This window comes from Paracoccus sp. NSM (assembly GCF_052379855.1).
GTDB lineage: Bacteria > Pseudomonadota > Alphaproteobacteria > Rhodobacterales > Rhodobacteraceae > Paracoccus.
This window is the reverse complement of record NZ_JBQTCG010000003.1, coordinates 95689-110800: the sequence shown is the minus strand read 5'-3', so window position 1 is coordinate 110800 and position 15112 is coordinate 95689. Positions and strand designations below refer to the sequence as shown.

At 65.1% G+C, this 15112-nt stretch carries 19 protein-coding genes and 1 other RNA gene; 11 read left to right on the top strand and 9 right to left on the bottom strand.

Translation table 11 applies throughout. The features are described from left to right. The first annotated feature begins 7 nt into the window (after nucleotides 1-7). Nucleotides 8-2515 (top strand): hypothetical protein, encoded by a 2508-nt coding sequence (locus tag ACTZWU_RS06445; RefSeq protein ID WP_444736541.1) that lies wholly within the window; start codon nucleotides 8-10, stop codon nucleotides 2513-2515. Further along, a complete protein-coding gene (locus tag ACTZWU_RS06440) occupies nucleotides 2515-2868 on the top strand; it encodes a phage tail assembly chaperone (protein ID WP_444736540.1) in 354 nt (117 codons plus the stop codon). The genes ACTZWU_RS06445 and ACTZWU_RS06440 overlap by 1 nt, the downstream gene beginning before the upstream one ends. Nucleotides 2869-3025: 157 nt before the next feature. Here the strand turns inward: ACTZWU_RS06440 and ACTZWU_RS06435 are convergent, their stop codons facing one another. Together ACTZWU_RS06435 and ACTZWU_RS06430 are read right to left on the bottom strand one after the other, a co-directional pair. After that, nucleotides 3026-3451 carry a type II toxin-antitoxin system PemK/MazF family toxin gene (locus ACTZWU_RS06435; RefSeq protein ID WP_444736539.1) on the bottom strand — a complete coding sequence of 142 codons (426 nt, stop codon included), beginning with the start codon at nucleotides 3449-3451 and terminating at the stop codon, nucleotides 3026-3028. Nucleotides 3452-3512: 61 nt separating this feature from the next. Further along, the gene (locus ACTZWU_RS06430) at nucleotides 3513-4103 is read right to left on the bottom strand and encodes an Arc family DNA-binding protein (protein ID WP_444736538.1); all 591 of its coding nucleotides are present in this window, start codon (nucleotides 4101-4103) and stop codon (nucleotides 3513-3515) included. A gap of 124 nt (nucleotides 4104-4227) precedes the next feature. On the opposite strand from ACTZWU_RS06430, the gene ACTZWU_RS06425 reads away from it, so the two are divergent. The 6 genes from ACTZWU_RS06425 to ACTZWU_RS06400 all read left to right on the top strand — a co-directional run bounded on the left by ACTZWU_RS06425 (nucleotide 4228) and on the right by ACTZWU_RS06400 (nucleotide 6977). Next, nucleotides 4228-4410: an Arc family DNA-binding protein gene (locus tag ACTZWU_RS06425; RefSeq protein ID WP_444736537.1), complete on the top strand. Its 183-nt coding sequence runs from the start codon at nucleotides 4228-4230 to the stop codon at nucleotides 4408-4410. Beyond that, nucleotides 4391-5233: a phage antirepressor KilAC domain-containing protein gene (locus tag ACTZWU_RS06420; RefSeq protein WP_444736536.1), complete on the top strand. Its 843-nt coding sequence runs from the start codon at nucleotides 4391-4393 to the stop codon at nucleotides 5231-5233. The genes ACTZWU_RS06425 and ACTZWU_RS06420 overlap by 20 nt, the downstream gene beginning before the upstream one ends. Continuing rightward, nucleotides 5230-5496, top strand: coding sequence for a hypothetical protein (locus tag ACTZWU_RS06415; protein ID WP_444736535.1), 267 nt, complete (start codon nucleotides 5230-5232; stop codon nucleotides 5494-5496). The genes ACTZWU_RS06420 and ACTZWU_RS06415 overlap by 4 nt, the downstream gene beginning before the upstream one ends. Next, nucleotides 5493-5705, top strand: coding sequence for a hypothetical protein (locus tag ACTZWU_RS06410; RefSeq protein WP_444736534.1), 213 nt, complete (start codon nucleotides 5493-5495; stop codon nucleotides 5703-5705). Before ACTZWU_RS06415 ends, ACTZWU_RS06410 begins: the two co-directional genes overlap by 4 nt. Continuing rightward, complete coding sequence (locus ACTZWU_RS06405; protein ID WP_444736533.1) at nucleotides 5705-5953, top strand: helix-turn-helix transcriptional regulator; 249 nt, start codon at nucleotides 5705-5707, stop codon at nucleotides 5951-5953. Before ACTZWU_RS06410 ends, ACTZWU_RS06405 begins: the two co-directional genes overlap by 1 nt. A 166-nt stretch (nucleotides 5954-6119) precedes the next feature. Beyond that, nucleotides 6120-6977: a tyrosine-type recombinase/integrase gene (locus tag ACTZWU_RS06400; RefSeq protein ID WP_444736532.1), complete on the top strand. Its 858-nt coding sequence runs from the start codon at nucleotides 6120-6122 to the stop codon at nucleotides 6975-6977. 62 nt (nucleotides 6978-7039) lie between these two features. Here ACTZWU_RS06400 and ssrA read toward each other — a convergent pair. Then, nucleotides 7040-7394, bottom strand: a transfer-messenger RNA (tmRNA) gene (gene ssrA, locus ACTZWU_RS06395). Nucleotides 7395-7480: 86 nt separating this feature from the next. Here ssrA and ACTZWU_RS06390 point away from each other — a divergent pair. Together ACTZWU_RS06390 and ACTZWU_RS06385 are read left to right on the top strand one after the other, a co-directional pair. Beyond that, nucleotides 7481-7894, top strand: a complete 414-nt coding sequence (locus tag ACTZWU_RS06390; protein ID WP_444736531.1) for a VOC family protein — start codon at nucleotides 7481-7483, stop codon at nucleotides 7892-7894. Further along, complete coding sequence (locus ACTZWU_RS06385) at nucleotides 7891-8571, top strand: fumarylacetoacetate hydrolase family protein (RefSeq protein ID WP_444736530.1); 681 nt, start codon at nucleotides 7891-7893, stop codon at nucleotides 8569-8571. Before ACTZWU_RS06390 ends, ACTZWU_RS06385 begins: the two co-directional genes overlap by 4 nt. Before the next feature lie 41 nt (nucleotides 8572-8612). Here the strand turns inward: ACTZWU_RS06385 and ACTZWU_RS06380 are convergent, their stop codons facing one another. From ACTZWU_RS06380 to ectA, 4 genes are read right to left on the bottom strand one after another with little or no spacing between them, the layout of a single operon-like run. Beyond that, nucleotides 8613-10040 carry an aspartate kinase gene (locus ACTZWU_RS06380; RefSeq protein ID WP_444736529.1) on the bottom strand — a complete coding sequence of 476 codons (1428 nt, stop codon included), beginning with the start codon at nucleotides 10038-10040 and terminating at the stop codon, nucleotides 8613-8615. Continuing rightward, entirely contained in the window at nucleotides 10037-10429 is a 393-nt protein-coding gene (locus ACTZWU_RS06375; RefSeq protein WP_444736528.1) for an ectoine synthase, read from the bottom strand. Before ACTZWU_RS06375 ends, ACTZWU_RS06380 begins: the two co-directional genes overlap by 4 nt. Nucleotides 10430-10433: 4 nt before the next feature. After that, a complete protein-coding gene (ectB, locus tag ACTZWU_RS06370; RefSeq protein WP_444736527.1) occupies nucleotides 10434-11729 on the bottom strand; it encodes a diaminobutyrate--2-oxoglutarate transaminase in 1296 nt (431 codons plus the stop codon). 42 nt (nucleotides 11730-11771) lie between these two features. Beyond that, nucleotides 11772-12320, bottom strand: coding sequence for a diaminobutyrate acetyltransferase (gene ectA, locus ACTZWU_RS06365; protein WP_444736526.1), 549 nt, complete (start codon nucleotides 12318-12320; stop codon nucleotides 11772-11774). A gap of 216 nt (nucleotides 12321-12536) precedes the next feature. On the opposite strand from ectA, the gene ACTZWU_RS06360 reads away from it, so the two are divergent. Then, nucleotides 12537-13040 carry a MarR family winged helix-turn-helix transcriptional regulator gene (locus ACTZWU_RS06360; RefSeq protein WP_444736525.1) on the top strand — a complete coding sequence of 168 codons (504 nt, stop codon included), beginning with the start codon at nucleotides 12537-12539 and terminating at the stop codon, nucleotides 13038-13040. Nucleotides 13041-13044: 4 nt separating this feature from the next. Here ACTZWU_RS06360 and gndA read toward each other — a convergent pair whose 3' ends face one another. Both gndA and ACTZWU_RS06350 read right to left on the bottom strand, forming a co-directional pair. Next, nucleotides 13045-14445, bottom strand: a complete 1401-nt coding sequence (gndA, locus tag ACTZWU_RS06355) for an NADP-dependent phosphogluconate dehydrogenase (protein ID WP_444736524.1) — start codon at nucleotides 14443-14445, stop codon at nucleotides 13045-13047. A gap of 58 nt (nucleotides 14446-14503) precedes the next feature. Next, nucleotides 14504-14968 carry a PaaI family thioesterase gene (locus tag ACTZWU_RS06350; RefSeq protein WP_444736523.1) on the bottom strand — a complete coding sequence of 155 codons (465 nt, stop codon included), beginning with the start codon at nucleotides 14966-14968 and terminating at the stop codon, nucleotides 14504-14506. Nucleotides 14969-15112: the final 144 nt, after the last annotated feature.

The window sequence follows — 15112 nt, the reverse complement described above, 5'->3', positions numbered from 1 at the left end:
AGGCGCCATGAACGCGCAAGTAGGGGCTGATGAACGCCTTGTGGTCGCGCTGGAAGCCCGCGTTAGCGAGTTCGAGCGCCGGATGAAGCAGGCCGAACAGCGCGGTTCCCGATCCTATCGTGAGCTGCGCCGGAACAGCCAGACCGCAACGCGGCAGATGGAAGCCGACATGCTGCGCGCGACCAGTTCGATGAATACCGCGCTGGCGACGACTTCGGCCAAGATCGGCAGCTTCGGTAAGGCCTTTCTTGGCAGCTTCGCGGTCGGTGCTGTCGGTGCGCTTGGCGCCGGGCAGTTGGCAAGCAGCATTCGCGGGACCGTGGCCGAGCTGTCCGGGCTTGCCAAGGTCGCGGATCGCATCGGCATCGGGACCGAGGCCCTGCAAGGTCTGCAACGCGGGTTCGATCTGTCTGGCGTGGCCGCAGAGGATCTGAACAAGGCGCTGGAAATCTTCACCCGCAACATCGGGCAGGCCGTGAACGGGGCAGGCCCCCTGTCGCAATCTCTGGACCAGTTCGGGATTTCGGTTCGCAATTCCAACGGCGAAATCAAGTCGCAGCTGGAGCTGTTGAAAGAGGTGGCAGACGTCATGCGCGCCCTGCCTTCGGATGCGCAGCGGATGGATCTGGCAACCAAGGCCTTCGGGCGCGGCGGTGCTGCCATGGTCAACGCCATGCGCGAGGGTGGCGACAGCATTGACGCGATGATGGATGCTGCCCGTGAGGCGGGGGTGGTGATCGAGGATGATCTGATCCGCCGCGCCGAAATCCTGGACGACAAGTTTGCCGAGCTGTCCCGTAGCGTGGGAACCTGGATCAAGAGGCTTCTGGTTGGCGTGGCCGATGCAGCGGTGGCCCTGACCGATTTCCGCGACGACCTAGACAGCATCTTTGCGACCCCCGAGGAAGCCCGCGCCATTCTGGGCGATGACCTGGCCGACGCGCTGGCCGCCAACCGTGATCTGGTCGATGCCAATGCCGAGGCCCTGGGCCGCCTGAACGGGCAATATGTGACCTTGGCAGAGGAAGCCCGTGGTGCGGGAATGGAGATGCGCAGCGCCATCGGCACGCTGGACAGTTGGGGATACGACGAGATTGCCGACGCCCTGCGGGCCGCGACGGAAGAAATGGACCGGCTGGCCGAGGCCTTCCAGCGTGGCGAGATTTCGGGCGAGGAACTGACCGAGGCGCTGGCAGCGGTTGAACAGCAAGCCAGCGAGGCCTTGGCCCAACTGGACGCCACGGACAGGGCGAGCTTCAACGGGGTGATTTCCCGGCTTGGCCGTCTGGGCGGCGTTATCGCCTCTGTCACCGCGCTTGCATTGGGCCTTCGTGATGCCCTGGCCGAGACGGCGGGCGTTTCTGCGGATCAACAGCGTGGCGAGGCGATGCGCCAGCGCGAGGCGGCAGAACGGGCGTCCATGCAGAGCCTTGAGGCCCTGCGCCGGGCTAACCAGGACTTTCTTGCAACTGAACAGGCACGCAACAGCGCCAGCGCCGAACAGCTGCGCCTGCAACGCGAGATCGAGGCGGTGATGCGCCGGGCCGAGGAAGCCGGGGCAAGCATCACCCGATCCGAGGCCGAGCGTCTGGCCCGCGCGGCGCTGGATGCCGACGCGGCCCGTTCCGGCAGCCGTGGCGGATCTGGTCGGTCTGGCCGTGCCTCTGGCGGTTCCGGGCGCGGTGCTGCCGATGATGGCGAGTTCGACAAGCTGATGGACCAGACACGGCAGCGGATCGCTGCGCTGGAGGCGGAGGCGGCCAGCCTTGTGGCGGCGGCTACCAGCGGGCGCGAATATGCCGACGCGCTGGAGTTCGCCCGCAAGCGTGCCGAGCTGCTGCACGCGGCCCAGCGGGACGGGCGCGATCTGACGCCCGAGCTTCGGGCCGAGGTGGACGCCTTGGCCGAGGCCTACATGACCGCAGGGCTGGAAGCCGAGGACGCCGCACGGCGGATGCGCGAGATACAGGAACAGACTAAGCGTGGCGCCGATGCGCTGGAGGATATCTTCGGTGCCGTCCTGCAAGGGTCCGACAATGCGCGGCAGGCGGTGATCCGGCTGCTGGCCGAGATCGCCCGCATTCGGATGATGCGCGCGCTGTTCGCCCTGCCGGGCTTCGGTTCGGTCGCAAGCGGCCTTGGCAATATCCTGACCCCGCCGACGATCCCCGGCTTTGCCAATGGCGGCGATCACGCAGGCGGGTTGCGCGTGGTGGGCGAACGCGGCCCCGAGATCGAGGCGACCGGCCCGGCGCGATACTGGACCGCCGACCAGACCAAGCGCATGTTGGGCGGCTACAAGTTCGGCGGCGGGGGTGGCGGTGCAGGCGGCGGGACAACCCGCGTCAAGGTCGATCTGTCGCCTGACCTGATCGGCAAGGTGATCGAAAGCAGCCGGGAACAGACGGTCGAGATCGCACATACGGCCATGCGGCAGGGGTTCGAGCAATACGACCGCACATTGCCGCGCAAGATGGATCACTTCATGCGCTACCGCAGGGACAGGCTTGATTGATGGAACGGTTGAAAGAACAGCTCTGCACGGCCCTGCGTGGCCTTCTGCGGCAGGAACGCCCCAAGGTGCCGGAAGGAGGGGACACCCTGCTGATGGCCTTCCTGGAGCTGTCTCGGGCGCGGTCCTATCACACCCACGGCCCAAACCCGATTTCCTGGGAAGCTCTGGCTGCGTGGTCGAGGATCATGCGCCAGCCGCTTGAGCCGCATCATGCCGAGATCATAATGGCGCTGGATGCGGTCTGGATGGAGGACGCCACGCGGCGCATGGCGGCCCCTGCCGGAATGAACGTCGCCCGACCGTCCACAACGCCCCTGTCGCCCGAGCTGTTCGACGCGATCATGGGGGCGTAGGTCACATCACTGCATTCCGAAAGCAAAGGCCCCCGGCGATGCCGAGGGCCTTACAGCACTGGTCAAGAGCTTGCTTTCGCCCGGACTGACCAGTGGCCCTTGGTAGGGTCTTAATGCGGATGCCGAAGCAGCGCCGCGACACGATCAAGATGGTACCTTAGAGGTGATCTGTCAACTGGCTTAATCCCAAGCCGTGCAACACGCAACGCTGTATCATCGTGATCATGCCGGTGGGGAGAGGTCGCATTTGATATATCCGCCGACCACTCCTGTCCTTACCTAATCTAAGGAGATCAAGTCGGTGGAACCCTGCCGCATAGACCATGTCACCCTTCACCCAGCGTTCACGATTGCCCCATTTGGGGGGAAGCTGGAAGGGTATCACGATCTTGGCATGGTAGGGCATCTCTTGTTCCGGTGGGGTAGTGCTGAGAGGCACAATGGTGCAAAGCCCAAACCTGTTTTCAACGGCGGGCGATATCACGACTGCGAGCCGCCGCTTGACCATTTCTGGGGTTCTGAACCCGTCGTCAAAATTGGCGACAACGAGGCAGCCGATGGGCGGGGCGAACTCTAAGGGCATTTTTTTTTAATCTCTTAGGATGCGAAGGGACGATAGGGTTCGAAAAGCGTTCGATCGCAGGTTAAGGCCGGTCACGTCCGCGATGGATTGCCTCATATGTTTGTCGCCAACGCTCATCGAGTTTGCCTGCTGGGCCATCTTCTAGCCGGAACGGGTGCAGTTTAAGGAGGTCACGAGGGAAATCCTCCAGCTGCAGCAAATCTATTAATATGACCATCCTCTGGTAAGCATAGGCTTCGACTGCTCGCGTGGGCATGCCATATCCAATTACCGCTCTAATTTTCGATGCCCCTTGGCACCCATCAGCTATCCTGTCGATATCGTCGATTGTGAGGTCGGCCATGGATCGCTGGCAGACGACGAGGATACTCAAAACGCCTCGGGAGACACTGAAGTTAAACCCTTCGTTTTGCAGATACCTTTTGAAATGAACGGTCCAGCCATAATCTTCGAAAACTGCTTGGACCCCTCGCTCGAATACATCCTCGGTTCTTCGCTCGGGAAATCGTTCGCTCAGGGCCGCGACGATTTCGGCGTTCATGCTGCGGTTGTTCGCATCGGCGGCGGCCTTGATCCGGTCGCGCATGCCGTCAGGCAGCCGAACAATGAAGCGATCCTGCTTCTCACTCGGGTAGGGTTCTCGGTCGGCCATCGCGCCCTCCAGGTCTGCCAGTGCCAGTTAGCCACATATATGCCAAGTCGCAACTGATGCCGACTTGACACCAAGGCGCCGCGAAGCTACTTCTGGTGGCATCAACTTGGCATAAGGAGGATGAATGGCTTACCCAAGCGAGACGGCGGAGAAGTTCATCGTTCGCCTGCCAGATGGCTGGCGGGCTGCGATAAAGGAGAGGGCGGCGCGCAATCGGCGTTCAATGAACCAAGAGGTTCTGGCGGCGCTGGAAAGCGTGGTGCGCGATGCTGCGGAGGTGCGCGGCAATGCGGACAACGCAGCCTGAAACGAAACAGGCCGAGCGGTGCGCCAACACCAACCCGGCCCTGACCAATCCCAACACTCACGAAAGGAAGGTTTCCATGAATATGGAGCAAACCACGCCGATGATCAACCTGCCCGTCGCGGCGGCTGGCGGCGTCACCATGTCGTCGCGCGAGATCGCAGAGCTGTGCGAAAAGCAGCACCAGCACGTTCGGCGGGACATTGAGGCCATGTGCGCAGCCCTGCAAATCGATCCGTCCAGTTTTGGACGCATCTATAAAGACGCCCGCAACCGAGACCAAGCCGAATACCGACTGCCCAAAGACCTGACCCTTACGCTCGTCTCGGGCTACAACGTGGTCTTGCGCAAGCGCATCATCGACCGTTGGCTTGAGCTGGAAGGGCAGAGGCGCCCGGCTGCTATCGACGTGCGCGATCCCGGCCAGCTTGCCCTGATCGCCAGCCAGCTGATCGAGGTCACGCAGGAACAGGCCAAGCGGATCGATGCGATGCAGCACACGGTTCAGGCCCATGAACGCCTGTGCGAGGCGGAAGGCAGCTTCTGCATCACCGACGCGGCCAAGACGCTGGGCATCGCGCCGGGGACCATGTTTGACTGGCTGCACAATCATCGCTGGATCTTCAAGCGTGACGGGTCAAAGGGATGGCTGGCCTATGCTGACCGGCTGGCGGCTGGCGTGATGGAGCATCGCGTCATCACTGGCACCCGCCCGGATGGCAGCGAATGGATCGGCACCCAGGTCCGTGTGACCGCGAAAGGCCTTTCCGCCTTGGCAAAAGTCATCGTTCCGACCGCCAAGCTGATCGGAGGGACCGCGCAATGAACGCAGCTCTGACAAACCCCGCCGCAGCCCTGCGCCTTCCGCATGGCGTGCCCGACAGGCTGGCCCTGTTTGCCGAATGGACCGGCGCCCCGCTCTTTCCTGCCGATCAGGTGGTCGAGGAATGCGACGGCGGCCAGACCTTCACGATCAGCTTCCTCCGATATTGCAGCGATAACGGCGCATCCATTGATTGGCTTTGGCTTGGCGACGAGCGCGGCTTGGTCGTCGGCTTCCACAAAAACACGAAAGGAATGAGCCAATGAACGAGAACGAGTGGGTGGCGAAAGTGTCCGGGCTTGTCGGCAGACTGGATGCGACCGAACAGATGATCTTCATGGCGGCCCTGCGGGCGCTGGCAAACAAGGAGTTCACGGTCGATCAGTTCACCGAATGGGCTGGCAGCCGGATCGAGCGCCATCGCGCGGGCGAGGTGCTGCATCTGTCCGATCTGGAGACGGGGGCTGCTGCCTGATGAAGCGCCGCGCGGTTTATGGTGATCGTCCCCCGGCCTATCCTTCCAAAGAGGAATTGGCAGCCGAGCTTTGCTTTAGCGAAAGCACGGTGGACAGCTATGTATCGCGCGGCCTTTTGCCCAAACCCCGCCGCATCGGCGGTTCGGTGCGGTGGTGTTGGGCAGAGGTCGAGGCCCATTTGGGCCGTGATGCGCAACAGGCGGCAGCGGCTAGCCCCTTCATCGAGGCGCTGCGCAATGCCACCTAACATCAGCCTGCCACGGGGCGTTCATCGGGTCCGATCCCGTGGCAAGGATTACTATTACTTCCAACCGGGGCGCGGGACAGATCATGCTGGCCCGCGCGTCAAACTTCCTGACGATCCCCGTTCCCCCGAGTTCTGGGCGGCGCTGCGGCAGGTGCAAGGCGCCCCTATGCCGACCGATACCATCGGCGCCCTAATCGATGCCTACATGGCCGCATGGCCCGGCCTGCGGCGTAAGCTGGCCCCTTCCACGCAGGATCAATACCGCCGCTATCTGGAGGTTGTGCGGGGCATCTGGGGCAATCTGCCTGCCGAGGATTTGCGTCCTGCGGACGTGGAAGCCCTGATGGAAAAGATCGGGGCAGAGAAGCCGGGCAGGGCGAACAACATCCTCTTTGCGCTCCGGGCGATGACCGGATGGGCGCGCGGCCCGCGTGGCCTGCTGGCATCCGATCCGACGCACGGCGTTGGCGTGTTTCAGTCCGATGATGGACACAAGCCCTGGACCGACGACCAGTTGGCATTTGCCGAGAATAACCTGACCGGCATGTTGCGCCGCGCGTTCTTCCTGTCCCGCTATACCGGCCAGCGGATCAGCGACGTGGTGCGCCTGGGCTGGACCGATGTTGACGGGGACACCCTGACCCTGCGCCAGAAAAAGACCGGAGTTCAGCCGGTCTGTCCGATCTTCCCCGAGCTGGCCCGCGAAATGGCGACGTGGGAGAGGCGGCCCGGCCCCTTCCTGCTGCAAGAGACCGGCAGGAACGTGGGCAAGCCCGTGACGACGAACCAGCACTGGAAGGTGTTTGAGGCGGCGCGCAAGGAACATGCCGAGCTGCGCCCCTGCGTCTGGCATGGCCTGCGCGCCAATGCCGTGATCCGACTTCGTCAGGGCGGAATGACCGCTTTGCAGATCAGCACGACCATCGGCCTGTCGGTGGAAATGGTCGAACGATACAGCCGCTACCAGGACCGGAAAGCGGCAGCCAAGGCGGTCTTGAGGGAATTTCGAGAACGCAAACTGTAAAATTCTGGAAAACTGGAAACCAGTTAGCCAGTGAAATCAAACTGCTAGGAGGCAGGGAATGAAGTGCAGGATTCTGTTGCCAGGCTCCTGCGGGCCCCGCCTTACGCTGCTAGGCGCAAGGGCTTAGGTTTCGATCTCTCGAACTGCTTACGCAGCCAGAGCGACCGGAGCACGGTTGTCGTTGGCAACTGTACAATTTGCACCGATATCGGTGGTAGCTCACCGAGACAAAGCAAACCCCTTTAGACGTTCGTCGATCCTGTTTCGGCCCCATTGTCCCCCAACGAGGGTGATCTGGTGGAGCCGCCGGGTACCGCCCCCGGGTCCGATCCGCTTATTACGAGCGCGTTTATGTCCATAGTCCGGGTTGCCCCGAACAGGGTCAACATAGGCGCGCGCCGCTTCGCCCGCAAGGGGGCGCGCCTTGCGGAAAATCGTTCCAATCGGTGTCTGTGGTGGCGGCGCGCTTGCGGCTGCGCTATCCCTTCGGGCAGGAGGACACCATGCGATCACTGTTCCATCTTGCCATCCATGTCACCGATCTGGACGAGGCGCGCGCCTTTTATGGCGGCGTACTTGGCTGCACCGAGGGGCGCTCGGCTCCGACATGGGTCGATTTCGACTTTTTCGGCCACCAGCTTTCGCTGCATCTGGGCCAGCCCTTCGCCACAGACCGCACCGGGCATGTCGGCGAGCATCGCGTGATGATGCCCCATTTCGGCGCCGTCCTGCCGCTGGCGGATTGGCTGGCCCTGGCCGACCGTCTGGCCGCGCATGGCGTCGCCTTCGACATCCCGCCGGTGATCCGGTTCGAGGGCGAGCCGGGCGAACAGCGCACGATGTTCTTCACCGATCCAAGCGGCAACCCCATCGAGATCAAGGGCTTCCGCGACTGGCAAGGAGTTTTCGCCGCATGAGTGATTTCGTCATTCCCGCCCCCGAACAGGCTTTCGTTCCCGTCGAGGGCGGCGGCCGCTTTCCGGTGCGGCGCATCTTCTGCGTGGGGCGCAATTATGCCGACCACGCGCGAGAGATGGGCCATGAACCCGCCGATCCGTTCTTTTTCGGCAAGCCGGCCGATGCCGTTCTGACGGGGGGCGCCGACATGCCCTATCCGCCCGCGACGCAGGATCTGCATTTCGAGGCCGAGCTGGTCGTGGCCCTCTCTGGCGGCGGGCGCGACATCGCCCCCGAGGATGCGGCGGCGATGGTCTGGGGTTACGCAGCAGGCATCGACTTCACCCGCCGCGACCTTCAGGCCGAGGCCAAGGAAAAGGGCCGCCCTTGGGACATGGCCAAGGGGTTCGACAATTCGGCGGTCTGCGGGATGCTGCATCCGGTGTCGGAAACCGGGCTGCTTGAGACGGGCTCGATCCGACTGTCGGTCGATGGCGCGGTGCGCCAGCAGGGGGACCTGTCGCAGATGATCCTGCCCGTCCCGCAGATCATCGCGCATCTGTCGCGGCTGGTCGCGCTGGCGCCCGGTGATCTGATCTACACGGGCACGCCCGCCGGTGTTGCCGCCTGCGCGCCCGGCCAGAAGCTGCTGGTCGAGATCGACGGCCTCAGCCCGCTGACCACCCGCATCGTCTGAAGGATTCAGCGCCGCCCGGATCTGGGCGGCGCTGAACCAGATCAGGCGGCAGCGCGGATCGCGGGCGCGTCAGCCTCGATCAGGGCGGCGTGAAGGGCGCGGATCGCGTCGGCCATCTGCTCTCGTTCGGTGATGAACTGCACATCGACCTGACGCGGACCCTGACTGGCCGCGATGGCGGACAATCCGGCCTCGGCCAGCGCGTTCAGGCCGCGGTTCAGAACCGACAACCCGTCCAGATCGCGCCCCACCGCCGCAACCATCGCGACAGCCCGCAGTCCGACCTGCGCCGAAGGATAGCGTTCCTCCAGATCGCGGGTCACGCGGCGCAGCAGCTTGAGGCTGGCATCGACGTAATGCGTGATCGTGTTCGCGTTCGAGACCTTGGACACGATGCGGACATTGTGGCGCGTCAGCACCTCGATGATCGCGGCGTCGTAGCCCTTGACCCCGACCATGTCCTGTTCGAACAGCTCCAGCGCGTAAAGCTCCAGCCCCGTGACGATCTCGACGGCGGCCTTTTCGGGCGCGCAATCGTCGATCAGCGTGCCGGGATCGTCGGGCTGAAAGGCGTTGGTGACGCGCAGGGCGACGCCCGATTGGCGCAGGGTCTTGGCGGCCTTGGGGTGGATCGCCTCCATGCCCAGATTGGACAACTGGTCGGCCACGTCGTAATTCGTGCGCCCCAGCTTGCGGACCGCCTGTTCGCCCACCAGACGCGGATCGGCCGAGGACAGGTGGAATTCCTTGTGGATGATCGCCTCGCGCGCACCCGTCAGCGCGGCCAGACGCGAAAAGGTCACTTCGGAATAGCCCCGGTCGAATTCGCGCATCAGCCCCTCGCGGCACTGGGCGTAACCGGTGACGATGGGCATTTCGCTGGCCGGATCGACAGCCGCCATCGCGGCGGTGATGCGCTGGTCCAGGTCAACCTCGTCTTGATCGCGCCAGCCCGACAGATCGACGAAGCGCGCCGCGATGCCCGCCCGTTGCAGCATCAGCGTGGTGACAAAGGCCGAATGCGCCTCGCCCAGACCGGACAGAAGCTCGCGCATCTGCAGCATGTGTTCCGACAGACGGAAATGGCCGTAGGAACACAGGCGTTGCAGGTCGATCAGGCAGTTGCGCGCCCCTTCCAGTCGGTCGCGGACAAAGGCATCGGCGCGTTCCAGATCGGCGGGGTGGTCCAGCACATCGGCATGGGCCGCCCGCATCGCGTCCTGCACGCGGTCCAGCGCCGCCAGCCAGCCGTGATCGCCCTCGCCGCTGGCAAAGGCGGCATAGACGCCCGGCTCGCCGGATTTCTTGTGCTCCAGCAGCAGGTTGGTGATGCCGCCAAAGGCCGAGACGACAAAGACGCGGCCATAGGGCGAGGCGGGATCGCGGATCAGCAGGCTGTCACGCAGCGCGCCGATGCGCGACATGGTGGTGCCTCCGATCTTCTCGACGGTATGGCTGGCTCTGGTCATGCGGTTTCCTCGGCGGGGGCGTAGCTGCCATCCTCGCGATGCACCTCGGTTCCGGTCACGGGCGGGTTGAAGCAGCAGGCAAAGACCAGCGTTTCCTCGCAGCGCAGGACGTGCTTGTCGTGCTTGTCCAGCGCATACATCACGCCGGGCGCGATCGGATGCACCTCGCCCGTGGCCAGATCCTCGATCGAGCCCTTCCCCGAGATGCAATAGACGCTTTCGAAATGGTGCTTGTAGTGGAACGTATGCTCGGTTCCGCCGCCAATCGTGGTGATGTGGAAGGAAAAGCCCATTCCGTCATCGGCCAGCAGCATCCGCACCGAATTCCAGTGCTTGTCGGAAACCGAGCGGTCGGTGTTTTTCAGGTCGTGGAAATTGCGAACGATCATAAGGTCACTCCGCTGCGATGGCGTTGTCGGACAAGGTGGCGCGGGTCGCGGCCTCGAGGATGTCGAAGCCCTTGTCGAACAGCGCGTCGGGTGTGGTCAGGGGGGCCAGAACCTTGACCACCTGATCCTCGTTGCCCGAGGTCTCGATGATCAGGCCGCCCTCATAGGCGCGCTTGCAGATCGCACCCGCCAGCTCGCCCGAGCCGACATCGACGCCGCGCATCAGCCCGCGCCCCTTGAGGTAGGCGCCGGGGACCATCGCGGCGATGGCGCCCAGGCGGCGCTCGATCAGGGCGGCGCGGCGGGTCAGGTCGGTCTGGAAGGCATCGTCCGACCAGAATTTCTCGACCGCGACGCGGGCCGTCACGAAGGCATGGTTGTTGCCGCGAAACGTTCCGTTGTGCTCGGCCGGGCCGAACAGATCGTGCTGCGGACGCACCAGAACCATCGCCAGCGGCAGCCCGAAGCCCGAGATCGACTTGGCCAGCGGCACGAGGTCGGGGGTCACGCCCATCTCCTCGAACGAGAAGAAGCGCCCGGTCCGGCCGCAGCCCGCCTGGATGTCGTCGATGATCAGCAGGGCGTCATGGTCGCGCGCGATCCGGGCCACGCGCTGGACGAATTCCGGCGAGGCCGCGTTCAGCCCGCCCTCGCCCTGCACCAGTTCCAGCATGATCGCGGCGGGCGCGTCGATCCCGCCCGAGCGGTCGGACAGCATCTGTTCCAGCAGCGCGGCGCTGTCCACGCCATCGGCATAGCCGTCATAGGGCATACGCGTGACGCCCTGCGTGTCCATGCTGGCGCCGCCACGGTGATAGCCGTTCCCGGTCGCAGCCAGCGCGCCCATGGTCACCCCGTGAAAGCCGTTGGTGAAGGCGATGATATTCGTCCGGCCCGTCGCCTTGCGCGCCATCTTCATCGCGGCCTCGACCGCGTTGGCGCCGGTGGGGCCGGTGAACATGACGCGGTGATCCATGCCACGCGGCGTCAGGATGTGCCGCTCGAAGGCGTCAAGGAACCGCGCCTTGGCGTCGGTGTGCAGGTCCAGACCGTGGGCGATGCCGTCTGCGGTCAGGTGGTCGATCAGCGCGGCCTTCATGTCGGGGTCGTTGTGGCCGTAATTCAGAGACGAGCAGCCGGCCAGAAAGTCGATATGCTCGCGCCCCTCGGCGTCGCGCATGATCGAGCCTTGCGCACTGGTGAAGATCGCGGGGATGCCCCGGCAATAGGAACGCGCCGCGCTTTCGCGACGGGTGAAGATGTCGGTGTCGTCAATGCTTTGGGCCATGTCTTTGGGCATGTGATGTCCTTTTGCGGCGATGCCGCGTCTGATGGGGATTGTTCAGGCCGCGCGCAGGGCGCTGGCGCGGCGCGCCACCGGGGGCAGGGGGATCGTGACCAGATGCTCGGTCGCATGCCGCCCGCCGAAATGCTCGGCGCGGGTGTAATGCGGGCGGGCCTTGATCTCACCGCCCAGATGGCGGGCCAGGCTGCGGAACAGCGCCCAGCTGGCCTGATTGTCCCGCGTGATGGTGGTGCGAAGCTGGCGCGCGTCGCGGCAGGCCTCGCGCCGGACCAGATCGTGCAGCATCCGCCGCCCGAGGCCCAGCCCGCGCGCCTTGGGGCTGACCGCCACCTGCCAGATGAACAGAGCATCTTCGTTCGGGATCATGTGCCCCGAGATCCAGCCCAGAACCTCTCCCTCGCGCTCGGCCAGGATGCAGGTTTCCGAGAAGTGCTCGGCCTGAACGAGGTTGCAGTAAAGCGAGTTCTCGTCCAGCGGCTTGCAGGCGCGGATCAGCGCCCAGATGGCGGGTCCGTCCGTAGGCTCGGGCTTGCGCAGCCGAAGGGTGCGGTCGGTCCGGTCGTCAAGCGGCAGGTCTCGCGGCATGGGCTCTGTCCTCTTTTGCTTAGGCATACTAAATAACTGGCGCGTGAGCTGGTTTCAAGTTTGGGGCGATTTTGCGCAAATTTGGCCAATTTATGAAATGGAATTCACGACTCTGGCGCTGAGATCGGCCAGCAATCGCTGGGAATGCTTCGATAGGCGAATTATCGCCGATTGGCCAGAATTGCTTTGTGAGTCGAAGCGATGCTACAAGGCGGGATGACTGACGCCATCCCTTTGGCGCGCACCGACGCGGCGCTGATCGCGCTGCGTCGCATCCTGCGCGCGACCGAGCAATATGAACGCGAACTGGCGCAGGCGGCGGGGCTGACGCCCGCCAAGCTGCGCGTGCTTCAGATCCTGTCGGCCGAGACCGGGCGGCAGGCGCCGCCTTCGAGGCTGGCGGGGCGGATGGGGGTCAGTCAGGCCACGGTGACGGCGCTGGTCGATCAGCTGGAAAAGCGCGGTTACGTTCTGCGCGAACGCTCGGTCGCGGACCGGCGGCAATTGCTGGTCCGGCTGACCGAGGCCGGGGCCGAGGCGCTGGCCCAGGCGCCCGATGCGTTGCAGCAGAACTTCGTCCAGGGCTTTCAGGCCCTGCATGATTGGGAACAGGCGATGCTGGTCGCCAGTCTGGAACGCGTCGCGGCGATGCTGAATGCCAGCGGCATCGACGCATCGCCGGTCCTGACGCTGGGAGAGATCGGCCGCCCGCGCGGCTGATCGCTCAGCCCTTCTGGCCCCAGGGGCCGTGGGGGGCGTTCTGCCCGTCGAGGCGTTCGAAGCCGTGGGCGCCGAAGAAATCGCGCTGCGCCTGGATCAGGTTCGCGGTGCCGCGCGCGGTGCGGGCCATGTCGAACCAGATCAGCCCCTGCGCCAGCGCGGGCAGGCCGTGGCCCGCGCCGATCCCCGCCGTCACCACCGCCCGCAGATCGGGAACGGCCCGGCGCAAGAGGTCCGCGAAGAAGGGCGCCATGACCAGATTGCGCGACGGGTCCTCGGCCAGGGCCTCGGCCATGTCGTTCAGCATGGCCGAGCGGATGATGCAGCCCGCCCGCCAGACGCGTGCGATCTGCGGCAGATCCAGCGTCCAGCCGAAGCGCGCCGAGGCGGCCTCGATCATCGCAAAGCCCTGCGCGTAGCACAGGATCTTGCCCGCGATCAGCGCCTGTTCCAGCCCCTCGGGGGCGATGGACACCGGGCCGGGTGCGGCGCCGAACAGCGCCTGACCGGCCTGTCGCTCGGGAAGCCGGGCCGAGAGGTTGCGCGCCATCACGGCGGCCTCGATCACCGGGATGGGGGCTGCGATGTGCTGCGCCTCGATCGCGGTCCAGCGGCCTGTGCCCTTCTGGCCCGCGCGGTCCAGGATCACGTCGGGCATGGCCTGCCCGGTCAGCGGGTCGGTCGCGGCGGTGACGGCGGCGGAAATCTCGATCAGGTAGGATTGCAGCGCGCCCTGGTTCCAGCGCGCGAAGACCTCAGAGATCGAGGCCGCGTCCTGTCCCATCCCGTCGCGCATCAGGCCGTAAACCTCGGCGATCATCTGCATGTCTGCATATTCGATGCCGTTATGGACCATCTTCACGAAATGGCCCGCGCCCGCATCGCCCATCCGGGCGGCGCAGGGGGTGCCATCCTCGGCGCGGGCGGCGATGGCCTCCATGATCGGGGCGATGCGCGCCCAATCCTCGGCCCGGCCCCCGCCCATGATCGCGGGGCCGTGGCGCGCGCCCTCTTCCCCGCCCGAGACGCCCATGCCCAGAAAGCGGAACGGCAGCCCCGCCGCCGAGCGGCGGTTCGTGTCGTGGAAATCGGCATTGCCCGCGTCGATCACCAGATCCTCGGGGTCGAGCAGCGGTGCAAGCGCGTCAAGCTGGTCATCGACGGCCTGCCCGGCGGGCACCATCAGGATGATCGCGCGCGGGCTTTCGATGGCGGCGACCAGGTCGGCCAGGGTCTCGGTCGGGATCACGCGTGGCGCCAGATCGCCTGCCTCGGCGTGGAAGCGGTGCGTCACCTCGGTCGTGCGGTTCCAGACCGCGATCCGGCTTGCCTTTTCGGCGATGTTCAGCGCCAGCGCCGCCCCCATCGTGCCCAACCCGATCAGCCCGATTCCCGCCTTTTCCATGCTGCGCAATCCCCCAGAGTTTCGTTCCGGGGATGTTTACGCTAACGATACCGCGCTGTCACGGGGGCGCGTTCCGTGACGCATCCGCGCGGGTCTCGGCCACGCGAATCAGGGTCTGAAGCCCGGTCGCCACATGGCGGCGTTCGTCGCCGGTGACGCCCCATACATCCAGCTGGCAGATGATCAGCGTGCGGCCCGGCTTGATGACACGACCCGTCGCCTCGAGGTGATCGCCCTGCGCGGGGCTGAGCAGGTTCAGCTTGAACTCGCTCGTCAGCACGTTGAAGCCCGGCGGAAACAGCGTGAAGGCTGCGTAGCCGCCTGCGCTGTCGGCGATGGCCGCGGTGCCGCCCGCGTGGAAATAGCCGTGCTGCTGCGTCAGGTGCGGGCCTGCGGGCAGATGCAGCGTCACCTGGCCTGGGGCGATGGCGGCGATCCGCGCCCCCAGATGGGCCATGAGGCCCTGGGCCGCGAAGCTGGCCAACAGCCGGGCGCGGATCTGGGGGTCGATGGGGTCGGTCAAGGCGGCCTCCCTTTGCGGACCGGGGGCAGTCTGGCGCGGATCGGGACCGGTGGAAAGGGCCGGCAGGGGCAAATGCGAAACTGCCGGCAGGCAATGCCCGACCGGCAGTCCGCCGGACCCGAGGGTCCGGCCGCGCCCCGCCGA

Coding starts and splice junctions, on each gene's coding strand:
- ACTZWU_RS06445 (WP_444736541.1), top strand. CDS start 8: ATGAACGCGCAAGTAGGGGCTGATGAACGCCTTGTGGTCGCGCTGGAA.
- ACTZWU_RS06440 (WP_444736540.1), top strand. CDS start 2,515: ATGGAACGGTTGAAAGAACAGCTCTGCACGGCCCTGCGTGGCCTTCTG.
- ACTZWU_RS06435 (WP_444736539.1), bottom strand. CDS start 3,451: ATGCCCTTAGAGTTCGCCCCGCCCATCGGCTGCCTCGTTGTCGCCAAT.
- ACTZWU_RS06430 (WP_444736538.1), bottom strand. CDS start 4,103: ATGGCCGACCGAGAACCCTACCCGAGTGAGAAGCAGGATCGCTTCATT.
- ACTZWU_RS06425 (WP_444736537.1), top strand. CDS start 4,228: ATGGCTTACCCAAGCGAGACGGCGGAGAAGTTCATCGTTCGCCTGCCA.
- ACTZWU_RS06420 (WP_444736536.1), top strand. CDS start 4,391: ATGCGGACAACGCAGCCTGAAACGAAACAGGCCGAGCGGTGCGCCAAC.
- ACTZWU_RS06415 (WP_444736535.1), top strand. CDS start 5,230: ATGAACGCAGCTCTGACAAACCCCGCCGCAGCCCTGCGCCTTCCGCAT.
- ACTZWU_RS06410 (WP_444736534.1), top strand. CDS start 5,493: ATGAACGAGAACGAGTGGGTGGCGAAAGTGTCCGGGCTTGTCGGCAGA.
- ACTZWU_RS06405 (WP_444736533.1), top strand. CDS start 5,705: ATGAAGCGCCGCGCGGTTTATGGTGATCGTCCCCCGGCCTATCCTTCC.
- ACTZWU_RS06400 (WP_444736532.1), top strand. CDS start 6,120: ATGCCGACCGATACCATCGGCGCCCTAATCGATGCCTACATGGCCGCA.
- ACTZWU_RS06390 (WP_444736531.1), top strand. CDS start 7,481: ATGCGATCACTGTTCCATCTTGCCATCCATGTCACCGATCTGGACGAG.
- ACTZWU_RS06385 (WP_444736530.1), top strand. CDS start 7,891: ATGAGTGATTTCGTCATTCCCGCCCCCGAACAGGCTTTCGTTCCCGTC.
- ACTZWU_RS06380 (WP_444736529.1), bottom strand. CDS start 10,040: ATGACCAGAGCCAGCCATACCGTCGAGAAGATCGGAGGCACCACCATG.
- ACTZWU_RS06375 (WP_444736528.1), bottom strand. CDS start 10,429: ATGATCGTTCGCAATTTCCACGACCTGAAAAACACCGACCGCTCGGTT.
- ectB (WP_444736527.1), bottom strand. CDS start 11,729: ATGCCCAAAGACATGGCCCAAAGCATTGACGACACCGACATCTTCACC.
- ectA (WP_444736526.1), bottom strand. CDS start 12,320: ATGCCGCGAGACCTGCCGCTTGACGACCGGACCGACCGCACCCTTCGG.
- ACTZWU_RS06360 (WP_444736525.1), top strand. CDS start 12,537: ATGACTGACGCCATCCCTTTGGCGCGCACCGACGCGGCGCTGATCGCG.
- gndA (WP_444736524.1), bottom strand. CDS start 14,445: ATGGAAAAGGCGGGAATCGGGCTGATCGGGTTGGGCACGATGGGGGCG.